Source organism: Arthrobacter sp. W4I7 (genome assembly GCF_030816215.1).
In the GTDB taxonomy this organism is placed as follows: domain Bacteria; phylum Actinomycetota; class Actinomycetes; order Actinomycetales; family Micrococcaceae; genus Arthrobacter; species Arthrobacter siccitolerans_A.
On sequence record NZ_JAUSXU010000001.1, the window covers coordinates 4648400 to 4666718 of the forward strand.

The 18319-nt window shown below is 64.8% G+C and carries 16 protein-coding genes, 1 tRNA gene and 2 pseudogenes; 12 read left to right on the forward strand and 7 right to left on the reverse strand.

The window, feature by feature from the left end:
- Positions 1–10 precede the first annotated feature (10 nt).
- Positions 11–709 carry a FadR/GntR family transcriptional regulator gene (locus tag QF047_RS21140; protein WP_307281186.1) on the forward strand — a complete coding sequence of 233 codons (699 nt, stop codon included), beginning with the start codon at positions 11–13 and terminating at the stop codon, positions 707–709.
- Positions 710–872: 163 nt separating this feature from the next.
- Here the strand turns inward: QF047_RS21140 and QF047_RS21145 are convergent.
- A tRNA-Leu gene (locus tag QF047_RS21145) sits at positions 873–955 on the reverse strand.
- Between the two features lie 375 nt (positions 956–1330).
- Between QF047_RS21145 and QF047_RS21150 the strand changes: the two genes are divergently transcribed.
- From QF047_RS21150 to pknB, 7 genes and pseudogenes are all read left to right on the forward strand, one after another.
- A complete protein-coding gene (locus tag QF047_RS21150) occupies positions 1331–2074 on the forward strand; it encodes a DUF3662 and FHA domain-containing protein (RefSeq protein ID WP_307281189.1) in 744 nt (247 codons plus the stop codon).
- Entirely contained in the window at positions 2071–2553 is a 483-nt protein-coding gene (locus tag QF047_RS21155) for an FHA domain-containing protein (protein ID WP_306636906.1), read from the forward strand. The genes QF047_RS21150 and QF047_RS21155 overlap by 4 nt, the downstream gene beginning before the upstream one ends.
- Positions 2554–2555: 2 nt before the next feature.
- On the forward strand, positions 2556–4319 hold the full coding sequence (locus tag QF047_RS21160) for a PP2C family serine/threonine-protein phosphatase (protein ID WP_373427785.1): 1764 nt from the start codon (positions 2556–2558) through the stop codon (positions 4317–4319).
- Positions 4316–5706: pseudogene (locus tag QF047_RS21165) on the forward strand (FtsW/RodA/SpoVE family cell cycle protein). The gene QF047_RS21160 and the pseudogene QF047_RS21165 overlap by 4 nt, the downstream one beginning before the upstream one ends.
- On the forward strand, positions 5703–7163 hold the full coding sequence (locus tag QF047_RS21170) for a penicillin-binding protein 2 (protein WP_306636902.1): 1461 nt from the start codon (positions 5703–5705) through the stop codon (positions 7161–7163). The pseudogene QF047_RS21165 and the gene QF047_RS21170 overlap by 4 nt, the downstream one beginning before the upstream one ends.
- Positions 7160–8878: a serine/threonine-protein kinase gene (locus QF047_RS21175; RefSeq protein ID WP_307281198.1), complete on the forward strand. Its 1719-nt coding sequence runs from the start codon at positions 7160–7162 to the stop codon at positions 8876–8878. Before QF047_RS21170 ends, QF047_RS21175 begins: the two co-directional genes overlap by 4 nt.
- Before the next feature lie 63 nt (positions 8879–8941).
- Positions 8942–10840 carry a Stk1 family PASTA domain-containing Ser/Thr kinase gene (pknB, locus tag QF047_RS21180; protein ID WP_307281200.1) on the forward strand — a complete coding sequence of 633 codons (1899 nt, stop codon included), beginning with the start codon at positions 8942–8944 and terminating at the stop codon, positions 10838–10840.
- Between the two features lie 29 nt (positions 10841–10869).
- Here the strand turns inward: pknB and QF047_RS21185 are convergent, their stop codons facing one another.
- Genes QF047_RS21185 through QF047_RS21195 form a run of 3 tightly spaced genes read right to left on the reverse strand, consistent with a single transcriptional unit; the run spans position 10870 to position 12469 of the window.
- On the reverse strand, positions 10870–11511 hold the full coding sequence (locus QF047_RS21185; RefSeq protein ID WP_306636896.1) for an aminodeoxychorismate/anthranilate synthase component II: 642 nt from the start codon (positions 11509–11511) through the stop codon (positions 10870–10872).
- A complete protein-coding gene (locus QF047_RS21190; protein ID WP_307281204.1) occupies positions 11508–11678 on the reverse strand; it encodes a hypothetical protein in 171 nt (56 codons plus the stop codon). Before QF047_RS21190 ends, QF047_RS21185 begins: the two co-directional genes overlap by 4 nt.
- A 2-nt stretch (positions 11679–11680) precedes the next feature.
- Positions 11681–12469 carry a class E sortase gene (locus tag QF047_RS21195; protein ID WP_307281208.1) on the reverse strand — a complete coding sequence of 263 codons (789 nt, stop codon included), beginning with the start codon at positions 12467–12469 and terminating at the stop codon, positions 11681–11683.
- Positions 12470–12643: 174 nt separating this feature from the next.
- Between QF047_RS21195 and QF047_RS21200 the strand changes: the two genes are divergently transcribed.
- Both QF047_RS21200 and QF047_RS21205 read left to right on the forward strand, forming a co-directional pair.
- Positions 12644–12895, forward strand: a complete 252-nt coding sequence (locus tag QF047_RS21200) for a cell division protein CrgA (RefSeq protein ID WP_306636890.1) — start codon at positions 12644–12646, stop codon at positions 12893–12895.
- Positions 12892–13503: a DNA-3-methyladenine glycosylase I gene (locus QF047_RS21205; protein ID WP_307282115.1), complete on the forward strand. Its 612-nt coding sequence runs from the start codon at positions 12892–12894 to the stop codon at positions 13501–13503. Before QF047_RS21200 ends, QF047_RS21205 begins: the two co-directional genes overlap by 4 nt.
- A 186-nt stretch (positions 13504–13689) precedes the next feature.
- Here QF047_RS21205 and QF047_RS21210 read toward each other — a convergent pair whose 3' ends face one another.
- From QF047_RS21210 to QF047_RS21220, 3 genes are all read right to left on the reverse strand, one after another.
- Positions 13690–14157, reverse strand: a complete 468-nt coding sequence (locus QF047_RS21210) for a carboxymuconolactone decarboxylase family protein (protein ID WP_307281211.1) — start codon at positions 14155–14157, stop codon at positions 13690–13692.
- Positions 14158–14751: 594 nt separating this feature from the next.
- Positions 14752–15630, reverse strand: a complete 879-nt coding sequence (locus QF047_RS21215) for a rhomboid family intramembrane serine protease (RefSeq protein WP_307281212.1) — start codon at positions 15628–15630, stop codon at positions 14752–14754.
- A 9-nt stretch (positions 15631–15639) separates the two neighbouring features.
- Positions 15640–16185 (reverse strand): peptidylprolyl isomerase, encoded by a 546-nt coding sequence (locus tag QF047_RS21220; RefSeq protein WP_306636884.1) that lies wholly within the window; start codon positions 16183–16185, stop codon positions 15640–15642.
- Between the two features lie 155 nt (positions 16186–16340).
- On the opposite strand from QF047_RS21220, the gene QF047_RS21225 reads away from it, so the two are divergent.
- Positions 16341–17291, forward strand: a complete 951-nt coding sequence (locus QF047_RS21225; protein WP_307281217.1) for a hypothetical protein — start codon at positions 16341–16343, stop codon at positions 17289–17291.
- Positions 17292–17415: 124 nt separating this feature from the next.
- A pseudogene (locus QF047_RS21230) lies at positions 17416–18292 on the forward strand (glycosyltransferase family 2 protein).
- Positions 18293–18319 lie beyond the last annotated feature (27 nt).

The window sequence follows — 18319 nt, forward strand, 5'->3', positions numbered from 1 at the left end:
CCTTGTTGCCATGAGCCGGAACCTCACCGCGGACCTTGCCGCTGACCTTCGCACCCGCATCGTGGACGGCGTCATCCAGCCGGGCGAGAAGCTCCCCAGCGAGAACACGCTCATCAGCGACTTCGGCGTGAGCCGGACGGTTGTCCGATCAGCGCTCACCCGGCTCCAGGCCGAGGGACTTGTTGAAACCGAACGGGGGCGTGGCAGCTTCGCCCTCACCCCGCCGTCGGACGGGCCCCAGGCAGCACCCGGGGCCCGTCCGGTAGCCAGCATGGAGGACAGGCTCCACCTGCTCGAATTCCGCATGGGCGTCGAGACCGAAGCTGCTGCGCTGGCCGCCCGTAACCACACCGAGCGGCAACTGCGGGCCGTCGCCGCGGCACTCGAGGAGTTCGCAGCCAGCGCCGGCCACCCCGCGCATGCGATGAAGTCCGATTTCGAGTTCCACCGCGCCGTGGCCGCCGCTTCCGGCAACCCCTATTACTCAGACTGCCTGGCTGCCCTCGGCCAGACGATGATCGCGATGCCGCGCACCCGGCTGATGACCGGCGTCGAACATTACGCCCGGGACCACTTCGACCAGGTGGTCCAGGAGCACCGTTCCATCTCGGACGCCATCGCCGACGGTGACGAGGCTGCCGCAGCGGCTGCCATGCGCAGCCACCTGGCCAACTCACGACGACGGTTCAAGGCTTCCGCGCGCCCCTGACCCGAGGCACCTCCCGACGAAGCGCCGCATCCTAAGCTTGTTCGCGGATCCGAACCTTCAAAGCCCGGATCCGCGAACAAGGGTCAGCGGCCAAGCCCAGGACCCGCGGTCTGAGGTTAAACAGAAGAGCCCCGGTCTACTGACCGGGGCTCTTCATTTTGCGTGCGCGAGGGGGGATTTGAACCCCCACACCCTTTCGGATACTGGCACCTGAAGCCAGCGCGTCTGCCGTTCCGCCACTCGCGCGCAACTTCCTTTACTGAATTCCGGTCGGTTTCCCGGATCCGCAACCCTGTAAAAGCAGCGAGATCAAGCATAACGGACATTGGCGGGAAAACACCAATTGAGCCCCGGACCCGCTCCTTGGCGCCGGCAACAAGGGACCAAATGAACCCCTCACATCAGCAAACAACGGGCCCGGCACCGCGCTGCTGACGGTAGGGAGCTGAACTTTTGGCGGCGCCCGGCCGTTGTGGATTAAGGTCATTCACAGGCCTGCCCAGTAGTATCTGATGTAGGAGTGGCTGCTGTATGCGGGCACACCGCACGCCTGCGAACAGCGCTGCACGTGAACTTACGGAACGAAAACTGCCCCGCAGCCGGGGGGAAAGGAGAAGAACCATGGGTCTGCTGGACAAGGTGGAGCGCGGCATCGAAAAGGCCGTCCGCGGCGTCTTCTCCACCGGCTCGCGCGCCCAGGTTGAACCTGTGGAGGTCGCCAGCCGGCTCCGGCGGGAAGTGGACCACAAGTCCCTCACCGTTTCTGCCGGACGCACCCTGGTGCCAAACGTTTTCGACGTCCAGCTCAGCGATGAGGACTTCAAACGGGCCCAGGAATGGGGCACCGCGCTGGCCGAGGAACTGTGCGACGTGGTGATCAACCACGTGCGCAGCCAGGGCTACATCCTGCAGGGCCCGGTGCGGATTTCCTTCCGGCGCGAGTCCGAATTGCGGCCCGGGGACTTCGAGATTGTTTCCTCGACGGAAAAGTCCCAGGGCGCTGCCGGTACTGCTCCTGCCCGTCCCAGCGTGCCCGCCGCTCCCAGCCGCCAGCCCGTCCGTCTGCAGCCCGTTCTGGACATCGATGGGCAGCGGTACTCACTGAACGCTCCGTCCATCGTGCTGGGCAGGTCCTCGGAAGCGGACATCCACGTCGAGGACACCGGAGTTTCACGCCGCCACCTTGAAATCCGGACGGCCAACGGCATCACCAGCGCAGTCGACATGGGCTCCACCAACGGCAGCTACGTCAACGGACACAAGGTTTCCGGCAGCACCGAACTTACCGACGGCTCCACCATCACGATGGGACGGACAAAGATCATCTTCCGCCTGCTCCCGGCCGGCCCTGGCGGCTCCGCATGAGTGAACTGACCATCACCGCCCTGCGGTTCGGCTTCCTGCTGCTGCTGTGGGTGCTGATCTTCAGCATCGTTTCGGCCATGCGTCGCGACCTCATGGTGGGCCGCAAAGCCGCTGCCGGGGCCCCCACTGCCCGCCAGGTCCGGAAAAACCCGGAACTGGCCGAGGGGCCGCCGCAGCCGGTCAAGCAGCAAGCCAGGCAGCTCGTGGTGGTCGAAGGCCCGCTCAAGGGTTCAACGCTTCCGCTGGCCGCAAGCCCCATCCTGCTGGGCCGCGCGCAGGAGGCCACCCTGGTCCTGGAGGATGACTATGCGTCCGGCCGGCATGCCAGGCTCTTTCCCCAGGGCAGCCGCTGGTTCATTGAGGACCTCGGCTCCACCAACGGCACCTATTTGGGCGACCAGCAGCTGACCCGCGCCCTGCCCGTTGAACCTGGCGTTCCCGTGAGGATCGGCAAGACGGTCATCGAATTGAGGCCATAGGCGTGGCCGAACCGCAAAGCCCCGCAACCGACCCCAAGCCGGTGGAGCGGCCGCTCATCATGCGCTTCGCCGCGCAGTCGGACGTCGGCAAAATCCGCTCGAAAAACGATGACTCCGCCTACGCAGGACGCCATCTGGCCGTAGTCGCCGACGGCATGGGCGGCCACGCGGGCGGCGACGTTGCCTCTGCTGCCACCGTGCTGGACATGATCCACCTGGACCGCGGCGATTACGAGGGCGACGCCGGCACCACCCTGGCGGACGAGATCCAGACCGCCAACTCCCTCCTGTCCGAGCTGGTGCACATCAACCCCAAACTGGCCGGCATGGGCACCACCGTCACCGCGCTCCTGCTCGCCGAAGGGAAGCTGCACTTCGCCCACATCGGCGACTCACGCGCGTACCGCCTGCGGGACGGCAAGTTCGAGCAGGTCAGCATTGACCACACTTTTGTGCAGCGGCTCATCGACGAAGGACGGCTCCGCCCCGAGGAGGCCGAAACCCATCCGCACAAAAACGTCCTGATGCGGGTCCTGGGCGATGTGGATGCCAGCCCGGAACTGGACCTGGACACACTCGAGGTCAGGCCGGGCGAACGCTGGCTCCTCTGCTCCGATGGGCTCAACTACGTGGCCGGGCACGCCGTTGAACGGACCGTGCGCGAGACCAGGGACCTGCGCGAATGCGTGGAAACCCTGGTGGACCTCACCCTTGAGGCCGGCTCCCCGGACAACGTCACCGTGGTGATGCTCGAGATCGTTGAGGAAACGCCCGACGACGTCAGTACGGCCGCCGTCGAAGTCATTCCTCCCCCGGGAACCACCAAAGCCCCCGCCGCGGCGGAGAGCGCACGTCCCCTTGCAGCCAAGGCGCCTCAAGGGGCAGCCGCAGAACCACCTGCTGCCGCCCCAGCACAAACACCTGCCGCCAACCCGCCAAAAGGTACCGGTGGGGACCCTGCCGCGGCGGAACCAGGCAAAAACGGCGATAAATCAGGCTCGGAAGCAGACCCCGAATCACCCTCGCCCGAGCAGGCTTCCGCTGATGCCGGCTCCACGGACCCGCACCTCGGCGAACACCTGACGGCGGAAGTACTGCGGGAAGAACTTGCCTCCCGCCCGCACGAACTTGTGGGAGCAGCCGCTGCTGCTGCGGAAACCGGATCCATCCCCACCATTGCCGGCCGCACCGTGGCTCGGCGGGCCGCCACCCTACTCACGCACAAGGCTGACCCCCAGGCCGGTGACGGTGAAGAGACCCTGGTGCCACTCAAGCCGCGCCGGTGGGTGACCTGGTCCATCGCCGCCGCCGTGCTGGTAGTCCTGACGGTGGGGCTCTGGCTCGGCTACGCCTGGACCCAAACCCGCTACTACATAGGTGAGGCCGACTCCCGGGTGGCCATTTTCAACGGGGTCTCCCAACGGCTCGGACCCATCCAGCTTTCCACCCTCGAAACGGTCACCGAGATCCGGATGGACTCGCTCCCACCGTTCTCGCAGCAACGGGTCCGCCAGACGGTCCCCGCCAAAGACCTCTACGACGCCCAGCGCATCGTGAAGAACCTCGAACTTACCGGCACCACCTCGCCGGAAGAAGGCTGCGCCACGCCGTCGGCATCCCCTGCTGCCTCCACGCCCCCGCCCAGCCCGCCGGCCACAGGGGAACCCGCACCGGCACCTGGCGCGTCAGCCACTCCCGCGGCCCCGTCGGCGGCAGCTCCGTCCCCCACACCCAGTCCCACAATCACCTGCGAGGTGGGCCAATGAGCCAGCTCAGTACCACGCCCAAGCCACGACGGAACGTGGAACTCGCCCTGCTCCTGCTTGCCCTCGCAGTAGGCATCGGCGCCAACATGCTGGTGGGCGTAGACCAGGAAAAGGCCTTCGATTCGGATTTCTGGTTCCAGTCGAGCCTCCTCGCCGTGGCCGCCCTGGTCTTCCACGGTGTGCTGCGGTTCCGGGCGAAATATGCCGACCCGATAATACTTCCCCTGGTGGTGGGGCCCTGAACGGACTTGGCCTGGCCATGATCCACCGCCTTGATGCCCCCGGGGACGATACCGGCAACAACCAGCTCCGGTGGACCCTCATCGCCATGGCCGTTGCCATTGCCGTGATCTGGTTCCTGAAGGACCACCGGGTCCTGCGAAGGTTTACGTTCATCTCCCTGGCCGCCAGCGCCCTGCTGCTGTTGCTGCCGCTGATTCCCGGGATCAGCGCCGGCGAGATCTTGGGCGCGCGCGTGTGGATCCGGCTGGGCCCCATGACGTTCCAGCCGGGCGAAGTCGCAAAGATCACCCTCGCCATATTCTTTGCCGGGTATCTATCGTCCAACCGCGACCTCATCCTGCTGGCGGGCCGGAAGATCGGGCCGCTGCAGTTCCCCCGTTTCAAGGACATGGGTCCCATGATCACGGCCTGGCTGGTCAGCATTGGCGTGCTCATCTTCCAGCGCGACCTGGGTTCCTCGGTCCTGTTCTTCGGTCTCTTCATCGTGATGATCTACGTGGCCACCAGCCGTATCAGCTGGGTGGTGATCGGCCTGGCCCTCATCCTTGGAGGCGGGTTCGTGGCGGCGCAGGTGTTTTCCCACGTTCAGCAGCGCGTCTTCGGATGGCTCAATGCCTTTTCCCCCGAGGTTTATGAGAATGGCAGCCGGCAGGTGATCCAGGGTCTCTTCGGCATGGCCAACGGCGGCCTGGTGGGCACGGGCCTGGGCCAAGGCCGCCCTGATCTGGTGCCCTTTGCCAACAGTGACATGATCATCGCCTCCCTGGGCGAGGAGCTGGGGCTGATCGGACTGTTTGCCCTCGTCCTGATGTACCTGCTGCTGTTCACCCGTGGTTTCCGCGCCGCGCTCGGAACGCGGGACGCGTTCGGCAAACTGCTGGCCTGCGGCCTGTCCTTCGCCGTGGCGCTGCAGTGCTTCGTGGTGATCGGCGGCGTCACGCGGCTCATTCCGTTGACCGGCCTCACCACCCCGTTCCTGGCTGCCGGCGGATCCTCACTGCTGGCCAACTGGATCATCGTGGGCCTGCTCCTGATGATTTCCCATACCGCCCGCGGACCGGTGGATACCACTCCGCTGCCAGCCGCAAAAGAAGCGGATTCCATGGGCATTGATACTCCTACCGAGGCGGTGAAGCACCCGTGAACCAGGCAATACGCCATTCTTGGGTAGCGGCAGTCGCCATGTTCGCGCTGCTCTTCGGCGCCATCAGCTTCGTCCAGGTGGTGGGTGCGGACGACCTCAAGGCGAACCCGCTGAACCAGCGCGCCATCCTGCAGAACTATTGCAATGACCGCGGCGCCATCATCGTGGGCGGCAGTCCGGTGGCGGAATCGGTGGAGAGCGGTTCGGAAACGTGCAAGTTCCAGCGCACCTACCCGCAGCCTGAACTGTATGCCGGCATCACCGGGTATTTCTCCCAGAGTTATGGTGCCACGGGCCTGGAACAGGCCATGAGCCAGCAGCTGGCAGGCAATTCGGACCAGCTCTTCCTGGACCGGGTAGGCCAGCTGTTCCTGGGAAACCAGCCCAAAGGTGCCTCGGTTGAACTCACCATCGACCCCAAGATTCAGAAGCTCGCGTATGACCTGATCCCGGACGGCCAGCGCGGCTCGATCGTCGTGACCAACCCCAAGACGGGGGCCATCCTGGCCATGGCGTCCAAGCCGTCCTACAACCCGAACCTGGTGGCCACGCAGAACCTTGACGAGGAATCGGCCAACATCAACGAACTCGTCAAGGTTCCCGGCATCAACCTCAATTCCAACGTCTCCGGGCCCACGGGCGAGCTCCTTGCACCCGGCTCGGTCTACAAACTGGTGGACACCGCCGCTGCCCTCGCCTCCGGCAAGTACAACAAGGACAGCGAGCTTCCCAATCCGGCTGAAATGCCCTTCGATGGCATCCAGTACAAGCTGCCCAACTACGCCGGCGGCAACTGCTACACCCGGAACACCGCGGACTTCGCTTTCGCCCTGCAGCAGTCCTGCAACACCCCGTTCGCCAGCATTGCCCTCGATCTGGGACGGGACGCCATCGCCGAACAGGCCAGGAAGTTCGGCTTTGGCGAGGAGATGGGCGACCAGCTGAAGCTCGGTTACGCCCCGGGCAACGGTTTCCCCGACGACCTGGACGCGCCGGGATTGGCCCAGTCCGCCATCGGGCAAAGGGACGTCCGGGCCACACCGCTGCAGATCGCCATGATGACGGCAGCGATCGCCAATGACGGGGTTCAAATGAGACCGACCCTGGTCAAGGCCCTGCGCTCCCCGGACCTGCGGGTCATCGAGGAACCGCAGCCTGCGCAGCTGCGGACCTCCACCACTCCGGAGATCGCCAACCAGATCACCGAATGGATGGTCAGCGCGGTCAGCCAGGGCATCGCCAACAGGGCAGCAGTCCCCGGTGTTCAGGTGGCCGGCAAAACAGGAACCGCAGAGTTGGGCAATGGCGTCAACAACTCGTGGTTCACCGGGTTCGCCCCCGCAAACAACCCGCAGGTGGGAGTCACGATCGTTATGGAAGGCGTGAACATCACCACCGGCGCGCAGCTAACCAGTCCGAACGCGAAGAAGATTTTTGAGGCGGTGTTGAATAAGTGAGGCCTACAACCGGAATCACCCTCGGCGGCAGATTCCAGCTGACTACGCGGATCGCGATTGGCGGCATGGGTGAAGTCTGGAAAGCCAAAGACCTCGTCCTGGGCCGCATCGTCGCCATCAAGGTGCTGAAAGAGGAATACACGGGGGACCCCGGCTTCCTTCAGCGCTTCCGCGCGGAGGCCCGGCACACGGCCCTGCTCAACCACGTGGGCATCGCCAATGTCTTCGACTACGGCGAGGAAGAGGGCTCGGCCTACCTGGTGATGGAACTCGTTCCGGGCCAGCCGCTGAGCAGCATCATCGAGCATGAGCAGGTGCTGTCCCCGGACCGCACCCTGTCCATGATCGCCCAGACGGCACGCGCGCTGTCCGTTGCCCACGCCCAGGGCCTGGTGCACCGCGACGTGAAGCCCGGCAACCTCCTGATTACCCCCGACGGACGGGTGAAGGTCACCGACTTCGGCATCGCCCGGCTTGCCGACCAGGTCCCGCTCACGCAGACCGGCCAGGTGATGGGCACCGCGCAGTATCTGGCACCTGAGCAGGCTACCGGACAGACCGCCACGGGATCTTCTGACATCTACTCGCTGGGCGTCATCGGCTACGAGTGCCTTTCGGGGCACCGGCCGTTCTCCGGCGAGTCCCAGATTGCCATCGCCCTGGCCCAGGTCAACGATGCCCCGCCGCCCCTGCCCGAGTCGCTTCCCGCCCCGGTGCGGGCCCTCCTGATGTCCATGCTGGCCAAGGACCCGAAGAACCGGCCGGCGAACGCCATTAAACTTGCCGAAGCAGCGGAGGCCATCCGCAACGGTGACATCAGTGCCGCCCGCGCGGCGGTCCCGGGCATGCTTCTGTTTGATGCCGACACAGGTCCCATTACCGCACCCGTGGACACGGCCACCGCACCCACCGGCGTGATCGGTGCACAGCGGGACTCGTCTTCTGCTGCCACCTCGGCGCTGCCGGTCCTGGGTGCCGGCGCCGCAGGAGCGGCGGCGGGGATGGCGGCAGGCGCCGCCGGCTCGTCCGCAGCCGATGGCGAGCCGCAGGGAACGCTGGCCCGCGCAAACGCCCTGGCGGCGGAGCGGAATTGGACGCCGGAAGAAACAACGTACGACGACGAGCCCGCCGATGAGCCCCGGCGCAAGGGCCGCAGCCCGTGGACCTGGCCATTGATTGCCCTGATCCTGCTGCTCCTGTTTGCCCTGGTGGGGTTCCTCGTCAGCCAGCTCGGACTCTTCTCGCCGTCCGGCAATCCCTCATCCAGCCCTGCCTCCACCAGCTCGCCGGCCACGTCCGCAAGCCCCACGCGCGCCACCACGTCGGCCACGCCCACACAGACGCGCGCTACGCCCACACCGACTCCCACTCCTACCCCGGAGACCGTGGACGTCATCCCTGAGGCCTACCTTGGCAAGGACTACAGGACGGTGCAGTCGCAGCTCTCGGCACTGAACCTGGACGTCAGCGTCCAGCCGCAGGTTGATGGGAAGTCGGCGCCCAACACGGTGATCGCCCTGTCCCGCTCAGGCAGGGTGGAAGTAGGTTCACCTGTAACGGTGACGTACGCGGTGGCGCCGTCGCCCGCGCCCACCACGAACTCTCCCACCCCTACCCCCACCACCACGCCTGCGGCCGCGCCGACCGCTGTGTCCTCCCTGCCGGCTTGCGGAAACAACCAATTGCCCGGCCTGCCTCCTACCTGCCAGCCGTAACCGCCAGGACAACCAGTGAACGAGTCACCGCGCACACCGTTGCACCGGGAGGAAAGCCTCCCGGTGGATAGCCAGCGTGTCCTGAGCGGACGCTACGAACTGGGCGCCCTCATCGGCCGCGGCGGTATGGCCGACGTTTACCGTGGCATGGATACCCGGCTGGGCCGGACCGTTGCCATCAAGCTGCTCCGTCCGGACCTTGCCCGGGATCCGCAGTTCCAGGCCCGGTTCAAGCGTGAGGCGCAGGCGGTGGCCGCGCTGAACCATCCGTCGATCGTTGCAATTTACGATACCGGCGAGCACATGGTCCATGACCGTTCGGATGACGACGTCCGGGTGCCTTACATCGTTATGGAATACGTCGAAGGCAGGACCATCCGGGACCTGATCCGGGCCCACGAGGTCAGCATCAACCACGCCATCGACTACTGCCTGGGCGTCCTCGGCGCGCTGGAGTACAGCCACAAAGCCGGCATCGTGCACCGGGACATCAAGCCGGCCAACGTGATGTACTGCGAAGGCACGGACTCGGTCAAGGTCATGGACTTCGGCATCGCCCGGGCCATCGCCGATTCGTCCGCCACCATGACCCAGACGCAGGCCGTGGTGGGCACTGCGCAGTATCTCTCTCCCGAGCAGGCCCGGGGCGAAACAGTCGACGCCCGGAGCGACCTCTACTCTGCCGCCTGCCTCCTCTACGAAATGTTGACTTCCCGCCCGCCGTTCGTCGGCGACAGTCCCGTGTCAGTGGCCTACCAGCACGTGCGCGAAATTCCGGCCCCGGCCAGCAGCCTCAACCCTGAAGTTTCGGAAGCCCTGGACAGCGTGCTGGCCAAGGCGCTGCAGAAGAACCGCAACGACAGGTTCCAGGACGCCGCCGCCTTCCAGCGTGCCCTGCGGGCTGGAAGGGCGGGGGTACCGGTGCCCGCAGCTCCAGCCTCCGAGGCCCCCACCGACCCTAATGACCACGTCCCTGCCCCTTCCACTGCGCCCGTTACCGAAGCGTTCGCGGCCACCGGCGCGGGCTTCCTTGATGATGCCCCGACGGGCCGGCTGGCTGCCATAGGCAGCCTGGCGGACGACGGCGGACAGACCGCTTCCGCCGTTTACGAACCTTCCGCCCGCGATGACTTACCCCTGGGCTTCCCTCCGGAGCGTGAGCGGACCGGCCGGCAGAAGTCCCGCCGTCGTGCCTGGATAGCCACCCTGGTGGTCTTCACCCTCCTGGTCCTCGCCGGGGGCGGGCTGTGGGTGTACAACACAGTGAACCGTCCGGCCCCGCCGCCGCCCAAGGTGCAGATCCCGGCGGTGGCAACGATGACCGAATCCGCGGCGCTGCAGGAGCTCTATGGAGCGGACCTCAAACCGAAAATCGTGCGCCTGCAGCACGACACGGTACCCAAGGGCACGGCCATCGGAACGGATCCGGCGCCCGGCACCTCCCTGGACCCCGGAGCCGATGTAGTCCTGAACATTTCCGAAGGGCCCAGCGCCGTGAAGATTCCGGACAGCCTGCCCGGCAAGACGGAAGCCGCGGCCCGGGATATCCTGCGCCAGAGCGGACTGGTCGGAGCGCCCTCCACCACCACAGCCAATAGCGCCAGCGTTCCGGCCGGCATTGTCATCACCACCAGCCCTGCCCCCGGGCAGATGGTGGGCGTCGGCACCACTGTTGAGCTGGTGGTGTCCACCGGCAAGGTGGCGGTCCCCGAACTCCGTGGGCGGACGCGGGAAGAAGCTGAGGCGGCCCTGAAGGAGCTCAGCCTGGCACCGGCGGTCACCGAGGCGGAGAATGCACAGGTGGAGGCCGGCAGGGTGACGGACCAAAGCGATCCTGTGAACTCCGTGGTGCCTCAGGGGAAGACGGTGGCCATCGTGGTGGCCAAGGCGCCGCCCCCGCCGCCGTCACCTACTCCGACACCCACTCCCACTCCCAAACCGACGTCCACCAAGAAGGACTAGCCTCGAGGGAGCGTCAGTGCTGCCTGGACCTAACGCTGGATGAGCGGGCTCAGCTTCGCGGCGCGGGCGGCGGCACCCTTCATGCCCAGGGACTCAAGCCAGTTCCCCAGCATCTGGTAGCCGCCCTCCGTGAGCACGGATTCGGGGTGGAACTGCACCCCGCACAGGGGCGCGGTACGGTGCTGAAGCCCCATCACTACGCCGGACGCGGTTTCCGCAGTGACTTCCAGGACATCCGGAAGGGTGTCCCGGACGGCGGCCAGCGAGTGGTAGCGGGTGGCGGTGACGGGGGAGGGGAGCCCCGAAAAGACGCTGGTGCCGATGTGCTCCACGAGGGATGTTTTGCCGTGCATCAGTTCCGGCGCGTGGGTCACCTTGCCGCCGAACGCCTCCGCCAACGCCTGGTGCCCCAGGCACACACCGAACATGGGCACGCTGTTTTCGCCACACCATCTGATCAGTTCAATGCAGACACCGGCCTCGGCAGGGTTGCCGGGGCCCGGGGAGATGAGGACGCCGTCGCGGGTGCCTGCCAGTTCGATGGCTTCGGCGAGGGTGACGTCGTCATTGCGGACCACGGTGGTCTCGGCGCCGAGTTCCTGAAGGTAGCCCACCAGGGTGTAGACGAAGCTGTCGTAGTTATCCACCACGAGGATTTTTGTTGTGGTCATGGCTGGCTTGCGGAACCAATCGTTGAGTCGGTGAACTGGGTGTACTCGGACATCCACGGGAAAAGGAACTGCACCATCAATACCAGTGCGACGGCGATCAGCACCAGCGAGGTGGCGATCCGCAGCCAGAGCGGCCCGGGCAGATGACGGAAAATCCAGGCGTACATGATCAGCCTCTTCCAGTCGCTGCGGCTACCTGCGCTGCAATTTCCGCGGGCGGACCGGCTGATGCGGGGCGCCAGGTGTCCAGCAGGGCGTAGGCGATGATTCGCTCTTCGGCACCGAAGCGGGGGTTGCAGCTGGTCATGGTGAGGAAGCTTTCCGTGGGGGCGACGCCCGGCTGGGCGGGCACCGGATCCAGGACGTCAGTGCGGGACGGCATCACGATCTGGTTGTTGCGGAAAACATAGACGTAAAAACCGTCCTTCGTCTGGACGTAGATCTTGTCCCCGGGCACCAGGGTGTGGATATTGTCCAGGACGGCGCCGTGCGTCTGGCGGTGCCCGGCAACAGCGAAGTTTCCCACCGCTCCTGGCATGGCCGTGTTGCTGTAGTGCCCCAGGCCCAGGGTGTCCAACACATCCTGGCTGGTGCCTTGGACGATGGGCCTGGTGTAGTTCCCGCCGAACCGCGGAATGTACATGATGCCGATGGTGCCGGCGTGGCCCGGCGCGGTCCCCACTACCGGCTGGCCGAAGTCGGCGGGAGCCGCGGGGGCGGAGGGGGCTTCCGGCGCGGCTGGTGCCGGGGTGTCGAGGTCCTGGGCGAACTCCTTGATCACTTCGCTCTGCTTGGCGTCCGATTCAATGTTGGTCCACCACAGCTGCCAGGCGACAAAGAGCAGCAGGATAACCCCGGCGGTAATGAGCAGCTCACCCAGTACCTGGATGGTTCCGCGCAGAAAAACGACGCCGGCACGCGGCGCAGCGGCCGGCCTCGCCTTCTCCTGCAGTACCACGCGTTCTCCTCCGGGCGGTTGCGGCGGGCACTGGTGCCCCATGAACTACGACTAGAATTGGCTGCTAGTAAGAATCCAGATTTGACCAAGATCGCGCAGACCGCTGGCAACTTCCTTCTTGCAGGATATCAAGCCCGGAACGCCGAGCTTGCCTCAGCCCGCCAAGGAGAGCCAGTGCCCGAGTCAAAGCCACGCAAGAAGACCGCCAGCACCACCCAGCAGGCTTCGTCGCAGGCCTACAAGCCGAACCCCGTCTGGTTCAAGCCGGTGATGTTCGGCCTGATGATCATCGGCCTCCTCTGGATCATCACCTTCTACATCAGCGAAGGCCGCCTCCCGGTCCAGGCATGGGAATCCTGGAACATCGTGGCCGGGTTCGGCATCGCGATCGTCGGGTTCCTCATGACCACACGGTGGCGTTCATAGCTCCTGACAGCGGCGCCGTAGTGGGTGAGGACGGACTGGCCCGGCCTCTGTGGGCCTCCGTCGATCCGCTCCTGCGCGAGTACTACGACACCGAGTGGGGCCTGCCGGTCACTGATGAACACGGGCTCTACGAGCGGATCTGCCTTGAGGGCTTCCAGGCAGGGCTCTCCTGGGCCACCATCCTCCGGAAGCGCCCCGCGTTCCGGGCGGCCTTCGCCGGCTTCAACCCTGACGCTGTGGCGTTGTTTACTGATGATGACGTTGAGCGCCTGATGCAGGACCCAGGCATTGTGCGGAACCGCCTGAAAGTCCGCTCCGCCATCACCAATGCCCGGGCCACGCTCGCACTGCGGCAGGAAGGCGGCCTGGTGGAGTTCGTCTGGCAGTTCAAACCGGCTGCGACGCCCAGCCCGGCAGTCCACTCCGACATCCCCACACAGTCCCCTGAGTCGGCCGCCCTGTCCAAGGCGCTGCGGAAGAAGGGCTTCTCCTTCGTAGGGCCCACCACCATGTTTGCCCTGATGGAAGCCATCGGCATGGTGGATACCCATCTTTTGGACAGCCACCGGCGCGGATCTTCCGGAGTCTGGCCCGGTCCCAGCGCCTAGCAACACCGTTTTCCACAACTGTTGGGAAAGTTATCCACACTGTTGAAAACTTCTTGGCGGCCCCTCGACCGGAGCAGCATCCTGCGCCCTGCCGTACCAAAGCGCTGTAGCGGTCCGCACGGATGCGGTTATTAACAATGTGGAAGACCTGTGGATAACCTACCCGAATATGTGCAGCCAGCCTGTTTACCGGTCCCGGGTAACCGGATGGTGGCTGGTGATTGAGACGCGGTTAAACGCATTCATGGCAATGGCCAACCAGCTCACCGCCGAGAACTCCTCCTCCGAGAGGTGCTCCCGGGCGTAGGCCTCCTCGTTCCCCTGCTGGCTGTGGCCCGGCAGTTCGGTAATGCTCTCGGCCAGTGCGAGTGCGGCCCGCTCCTTCTCGGTAAAGAGAGCTGTCTCGCGCCATGCCGGCAGTACGGCAAGTCGCTGCACGGTTTCGCCTGCCTCCATTGCTTCCCTTATATGAAGGTCGAGGCAGTAGGCACATCCATTGAGCTGTGAAACGCGGACCCGCAGGAGCTCCACGGTGGATTCGTCCAGGCCTGCAGCTTCGGCGGCCTCCCGCACCTTGAGCCCCAGTCCGTTAAGGGCTCTCCACAGGGCGGGATGCTGCTTATCGAGGTAGATGTGCTGCGTAGTGGCGCTCAAAGGATTCTCCTGATCGGAACACAACGTGCGGGACTAACTGGCAGGCGTACCTTCCAGTGAAGGCGTAGGCGGCTGCCCGTTGCAACCCCAGCTTTGCACACCAACGATCTCGTCTTTTCCACTTACCAACATCCGGATACCCACAAGTTATCCACAGTTGTGGAAACCTTGGGGGAAATGGGGTGGCTCCTGGCCTTCCGGCACCGTACTCCGGGCATTTTCCACAAGAAACTACGTCGCTGTCAGTTATTAACACTGTGCAAAAGCCTGTTGAAAGGGGAGGTGCAAACCGACCTTAAGCATCCAGCCCGGCCGCTTTCCCAGTGTTTTTCCACAGAAGCAGGGTTTCGGGGCAGCTTTGTCCACTTAAGCACAGTTCTATCCCCAAGAGTTATCCACAGTTGTGGACTAACTGGGGGGATATTGCGAAGAGGTCGTGCCAGTTGGCGGGAAAGTTGTTTTCCGCACCTGAACTACAGGCGTGTAAGTTACCAACATTGTGGATAACTGCTGTGGATAAAGAAGGCCCCGGCATCCGTTGGGGATGTCGGGGCCTTTCGTCTACGAAGGTAAAGCGGGCTGCAGCCTTGGGATCTAGAGCGAAATTCGGATCCAGCTGGCGGCGACCAGCAGCGCGAGGACCGCTACGAGGCCGGCTGCTTGGACCAGGCCCTGCCTGCGTCCGCGGGGAGTGTAGGCGAGGACCGCCGCGCAGAGCGCACCGGTGACCAGGCCGCCAAGGTGCGCCTGCCAGGCGATCTGGGGGATAAGGAAGCCGATCACACCGTTGATGGCGATCAGCACCCACAGCTGGCGGGTATCTCCGCCGCGCTGCCGCTGTACCAACAGCATGGCACCGAAGAGCCCGAAGATGGCACCTGAAGCGCCCACCACTCCCACCAGGCCTTGCCCGGGCACCAGCAGCGGGTTCAGGAGCAGGTATCCCACCGAGCCCCCAATGGCCGAGATCAGGTACAGGGCCAGGAAGCGGATGCGGCCCAGGAGCGGCTCGAGTGCCTGGCCGAAGATCCACAGCGTGTACATGTTAAGGACAATGTGCAGCACGGAATCCGGTGAGTGCAGGAATGCTGCCGTGAGCATCCGCCAAGGCTCGAAGGCCCCGTATTTAGGGGTGGCGAAGACGTTGTTGTAGGCGAACTGTTCATAAACGGCCTGGCCGGGGATGATCCACTGCAGCACGTACACCAGCACGCACGCGGCGATGATGCCGTACGTCACCAATGGTTTGCCGGCAGTTGCGGCGCCGCCGTAGACTGTCCGCACTTCCGGCGTCGTACGCCTTGTTTCGTTGACGCAGTCAATGCACTGGAATCCGACGGCGGCCGCCCGCTGGCAGTCCGGGCACGCGGGGCGTCCGCACCGCTGGCAGCGCACATAGGATGGCCGGTCCGGATGCCGGGGGCAGACCGGAACCTGCGCGGACGGCTCAGCCGACGGAATTCCGTAACTCATGGAGGGGGATTACAGCTGTTCGATGTCGATGCTGTTGATGGTGACGTCCTCCACCGGGCGGTCACCCATGCCGGTACGGACACCTTCAATGGCGTCCACGACCTTCTTGGATTCGTCGTCCGCTACTTCACCGAAGATGCTGTGCTTGCCCTGCAGCCAGTCGGTGGGGATGGTGGTGATGAAGAACTGTGACCCGTTGGTGCCCTTGCCCATGCGGATGCCGGCGTTTGCCATGGCCAGCTTGTAGGGCTGGTTGAAGCTGAGTTCGGGGTGGATTTCGTCGTCGAACTGGTAGCCCGGTCCGCCCACGCCGCGGCCCAGGGGATCGCCGGCCTGGATCATGAAGTCCTTGATGATGCGGTGGAAGATGGTGCCGTTGTACAGGGGCGTACCGGTCTTATCCTCGCCCGTTTCCGGGTGGGTCCACGCCTGCTCGCCCGTGGCGAGGCCAACGAAGTTCTTGACCGTCTTGGGCGCGTGGTTGCCGAAGAGGTTGACGACGATGTCGCCGAGGCTTGTGTGGATGGTTGCTTTTGCAGTTGCGATGGCAGTCATACGGCCCATTCTTCCATGGCGGTCCGGGGCGGGGACTGCTGCGGCAGCAGTTCCGCGCTCGGTGAAATCCGCCTAAATTCCGCAGAGGGAATAGCCGGTGAAGACCAAGCCAACGTAGGCTAACCACAGACCGTCACTTTAATCGGGAGGTAGTTGTGAAGAAATCGGATCGTATTGCCCGTGACCTTGAGCTGTCAGTCACCAGAGCTGTGGAGCACGCCAGGGAGTGGGCAAGCCCCCGCGTGGAAGCAGCCGTTGAGTGGGCCGTTCCCCGCCTGCAGCAGAGCCTGGATAACGCATCTCCCAAAATCCAGGAAGGCCTGAAGTCAGCGGCCCACAACCTGGCCGGCGGCGTTGCCACCGTGACTCCCCGCATCCAGGGCGGCCTGGCGCAGCTCGCTCCGCGGATCAATGAGGCAGTGGATGGAGCATCCCCGCGGCTGCACGAGGCGCTGGACAAAGCAACGCCGGTTGTCCTCAGTGCCCGCGACCGCGTCGTTGTGGATTACCTGCCCCGACTGTCCGACCAGATCGGTGTCGCCTCCAACGCCGTGCACCGCACACTCGAAAACACGCCGGCCCACGTGGACGCCATTGCGCAGAAGCTCGGCGATGTGGGAATCATCCACACCATCCAGGAGCAGGCCCAGGCCGCCGCCCCCCGGCTCAAGGTAGTCGCGACCGAAGCCGGCCGGACGGCGGGCACCCAGCTCGCCGAACCGGAGAAGCCCGGGAAGCGCGGCTGGCTGGTCTTTGGCGTAATCGCGGCGGCCGTTGCCGCCGGTGTGGCTGCCTGGAAGGCCTCCAAGCCGGTCGAGGACCCCTGGAAGACTCCTTCCCCAGTCACGTCCACGCCCGCCCCTGTCCCGGCAACCACGGTGAACGAAGTTCCTGAGGCCACCAGCGGCGTTGTGGCGGACGAGGCGCCAGGCGTTGTGGCGGACGAGGATGCTGACACCGCGGACAAGGCCAAGCACGTGGCTGAGGACGCTCCCGGCGAAAAAGCCCCGGTTTCAACCGACGCCAAGACGGCCACCAAGAACGTCTCGTCCAACACCGGCAACGGGGACAAGTCCACTCTGGACAAGGATGCCACCCAGTCCTAGCATTCCCCGCCTTGGATGAGGGCCCCGCTTCGGTGACAAGTTCACTGGAGCGGGGCCCTTTATTCATCTCCACACACCGCCGCGCTCCCCGGGAGGGCACCGGATCGATGCTAGATTTGAACTGATGTCAGCCGACCAATCCTCTGAGGATGCCTTGAACGACGCAGCACAGCAGGCCCGCGTGTCCATTGTCATCCCGGCATATAACGAGGAGAGCGTCATCCGGCAGTGCCTTATAGCTGCCATCTACCAGTCGGTGCCCCGCCCACGAAATCATCGTGGTGGACAACCTCTCCAAGGACCGGACCGCTGACATCGTCCGCCAGATGCAACTTGAGTATCCGGAAAGCCCCATCGTCCTGCTGAGCCAGGACCAGGAACAGGGGCTCATTCCCACCCGCAACTTCGGCCTGGACAACGCCACCGGGGACATCCTGGGCCGCATCGACGCGGACTCCGTGGTGGAACCGGACTGGGTGGAACAGGTGCAGCGCGCCTTCGGTGACCCGTCAGTCCAGGCCGCCACCGGGCCAGTCGTCTACTACGACATGCCCATGCGCCGCTTCGGCCTCAAAGCGGACGACAAAATGCGCCAGCTCATGCTGAAGCTGGCCAAGCACCAGTACCATTTCCTGTTCGGCTCCAACATGGCCCTGCGCTCTTCGGCCTGGGAGATCATCCGCCCAGAGACGTGCCGCGACGAGAAGGACGAGATGCATGAAGACATCGATCTTTCGCTGCACCTCGCCGACCACGACCTGAAGATCAACTACTGCCCCCAGATGGTGTCCGGCATGTCCGCGCGCCGGCTGGAGGATTCCCCCCGGGACTACCGCTACTACGTCACCCGGTTTGACCGCACGTACAAGGCCCACAACGTGAAGAAGATGGCCCTCAAGGCACCGATGGTGGTGTTTTTCTCGGTGTACTTCCCGGCCAAGCTCCTGCGGGCCATCCACACCGTTAATACTGCACAGCCGGCCCGCCGCGGCGGGCAGTAGGCCTCTCCCTCCCGGGCTTTCCTGGCC

Bases quoted from the DNA above. Each gene is read 5' to 3' on its own strand.
- QF047_RS21220 (WP_306636884.1), bottom strand. From the start codon at position 16,185: ATGACTGCCATCGCAACTGCAAAAGCAACCATCCACACAAGCCTCGGC.
- QF047_RS21155 (WP_306636906.1), top strand. From the start codon at position 2,071: ATGAGTGAACTGACCATCACCGCCCTGCGGTTCGGCTTCCTGCTGCTG.
- QF047_RS21190 (WP_307281204.1), bottom strand. From the start codon at position 11,678: ATGTACGCCTGGATTTTCCGTCATCTGCCCGGGCCGCTCTGGCTGCGG.
- QF047_RS21140 (WP_307281186.1), top strand. From the start codon at position 11: ATGAGCCGGAACCTCACCGCGGACCTTGCCGCTGACCTTCGCACCCGC.
- QF047_RS21150 (WP_307281189.1), top strand. From the start codon at position 1,331: ATGGGTCTGCTGGACAAGGTGGAGCGCGGCATCGAAAAGGCCGTCCGC.
- QF047_RS21215 (WP_307281212.1), bottom strand. From the start codon at position 15,630: ATGAGTTACGGAATTCCGTCGGCTGAGCCGTCCGCGCAGGTTCCGGTC.
- QF047_RS21185 (WP_306636896.1), bottom strand. From the start codon at position 11,511: ATGACCACAACAAAAATCCTCGTGGTGGATAACTACGACAGCTTCGTC.